Annotated in this window: 1 rRNA gene; it reads right to left on the bottom strand. The window is 51.5% G+C overall.

The window, feature by feature from the left end:
• Nucleotides 1-2,633 (bottom strand): 23S ribosomal RNA (locus ACED28_RS23015); the annotation flags it as partial.

Raw genomic sequence — 2,633 nt, 5'->3', positions numbered from 1 at the left:
GCCAGGGAAAACTCATCTCAAGGCTCGCTTCCCGCTTAGATGCTTTCAGCGGTTATCGATTCCGAACTTAGCTACCGGGCAATGCCATTGGCATGACAACCCGAACACCAGAGGTTCGTCCACTCCGGTCCTCTCGTACTAGGAGCAGCCCCTTTCAATTTTCCAACGCCCACGGCAGATAGGGACCGAACTGTCTCACGACGTTCTAAACCCAGCTCGCGTACCACTTTAAATGGCGAACAGCCATACCCTTGGGACCGACTTCAGCCCCAGGATGTGATGAGCCGACATCGAGGTGCCAAACACCGCCGTCGATATGAACTCTTGGGCGGTATCAGCCTGTTATCCCCGGAGTACCTTTTATCCGTTGAGCGATGGCCCTTCCATTCAGAACCACCGGATCACTATGACCTGCTTTCGCACCTGCTCGAATTGTCATTCTCGCAGTCAAGCGGGCTTATGCCATTGCACTAACCACACGATGTCCAACCGTGTTTAGCCCACCTTCGTGCTCCTCCGTTACTCTTTGGGAGGAGACCGCCCCAGTCAAACTACCCACCAGGCACTGTCCGTAATCCCGATTCAGGGACCAACGTTAGAACATCAAAACTACAAGGGTGGTATTTCAAGGACGACTCCACCACATCTAGCGACGCGGTTTCAAAGTCTCCCACCTATCCTACACATGTAGGTTCAATGTTCAGTGCCAAGCTGTAGTAAAGGTTCACGGGGTCTTTCCGTCTAGCCGCGGGTACACTGCATCTTCACAGCGATTTCAATTTCACTGAGTCTCGGGTGGAGACAGCGTGGCCATCATTACGCCATTCGTGCAGGTCGGAACTTACCCGACAAGGAATTTCGCTACCTTAGGACCGTTATAGTTACGGCCGCCGTTTACCGGGGCTTCGATCAAGAGCTTCGACCGAAGTCTAACCCCATCAATTAACCTTCCGGCACCGGGCAGGCGTCACACCGTATACGTCATCTTACGATTTTGCACAGTGCTGTGTTTTTAATAAACAGTTGCAGCCACCTGGTATCTGCGACTCTCGTCTGCTCCATCCGCAAGGGACTTCACTGATAAGAGCGTACCTTCTCCCGAAGTTACGGTACCATTTTGCCTAGTTCCTTCACCCGAGTTCTCTCAAGCGCCTTGGTATTCTCTACCCGACCACCTGTGTCGGTTTGGGGTACGATTCCTTACAATCTGAAGCTTAGAGGCTTTTCCTGGAAGCATGGCATCAATGACTTCACTACCGTAGTAGCTCGACATCGTATCTCAGCGTTAATGAAAGTCCGGATTTACCTAAACTTTCCGCCTACGTACTTGAACCTGGACAACCGTCGCCAGGCCCACCTAGCCTTCTCCGTCCCCCCATCGCAATTGTAAGAAGTACGGGAATATTAACCCGTTTCCCATCGACTACGCCTTTCGGCCTCGCCTTAGGAGTCGACTTACCCTGCCCCGATTAACGTTGGACAGGAACCCTTGGTCTTCCGGCGAGGGAGTTTTTCACTCCCTTTATCGTTACTCATGTCAGCATTCGCACTTCTGATACCTCCAGCAGCCCTTACAGACCACCTTCAACGGCTTACAGAACGCTCCCCTACCCCACATACCCTAAGGTACGTAGCCGCAGCTTCGGTGTATAGCTTAGCCCCGTTACATCTTCCGCGCAGGCCGACTCGACCAGTGAGCTATTACGCTTTCTTTAAATGATGGCTGCTTCTAAGCCAACATCCTGGCTGTCTGAGCCTTCCCACATCGTTTCCCACTTAGCTATACTTTGGGACCTTAGCTGGCGGTCTGGGTTGTTTCCCTCTCCACGACGGACGTTAGCACCCGCCGTGTGTCTCCCGGATAGTACTTACTGGTATTCGGAGTTTGCAAAGGGTTGGTAAGTCGGGATGACCCCCTAGCCTTAACAGTGCTCTACCCCCAGTAGTATTCGTCCGAGGCGCTACCTAAATAGCTTTCGGGGAGAACCAGCTATCTCCAGGTTTGATTGGCCTTTCACCCCTAGCCACAAGTCATCCGCTAATTTTTCAACATTAGTCGGTTCGGTCCTCCAGTTGATGTTACTCAACCTTCAACCTGCCCATGGCTAGATCACCTGGTTTCGGGTCTAATCCTAGCAACTGTACGCCCAGTTAAGACTCGGTTTCCCTACGGCTCCCCTAAACGGTTAACCTTGCTACTAAAATTAAGTCGCTGACCCATTATACAAAAGGTACGCAGTCACACCACGAAGGTGCTCCTACTGCTTGTACGTACACGGTTTCAGGTTCTATTTCACTCCCCTCACAGGGGTTCTTTTCGCCTTTCCCTCACGGTACTGGTTCACTATCGGTCAGTCAGTAGTATTTAGCCTTGGAGGATGGTCCCCCCATATTCAGACAGGATATCACGTGTCCCGCCCTACTCGTTTTCACTGATGATGAGATGTCGATTACGGGGCTATCACCCTTTATTGCGGCACTTTCCAGAGCCTTCATCTGTCTCATTAAAAGCTTAAGGGCTAATCCAATTTCGCTCGCCGCTACTTTCGGAATCTCGGTTGATTTCTCTTCCTCGGGGTACTTAGATGTTTCAGTTCCCCCGGTTTGCCTCCTGTTGCTATGTATTCACAACA

Source organism: Vibrio sp. 1F253, assembly GCF_041439295.1.
GTDB classification, from domain to species: Bacteria; Pseudomonadota; Gammaproteobacteria; order Enterobacterales; family Vibrionaceae; genus Vibrio; species Vibrio tasmaniensis_A.
The sequence above is the reverse complement of the archived record's forward strand: the minus strand, read 5'-3'. Positions and strand labels throughout refer to the sequence as shown.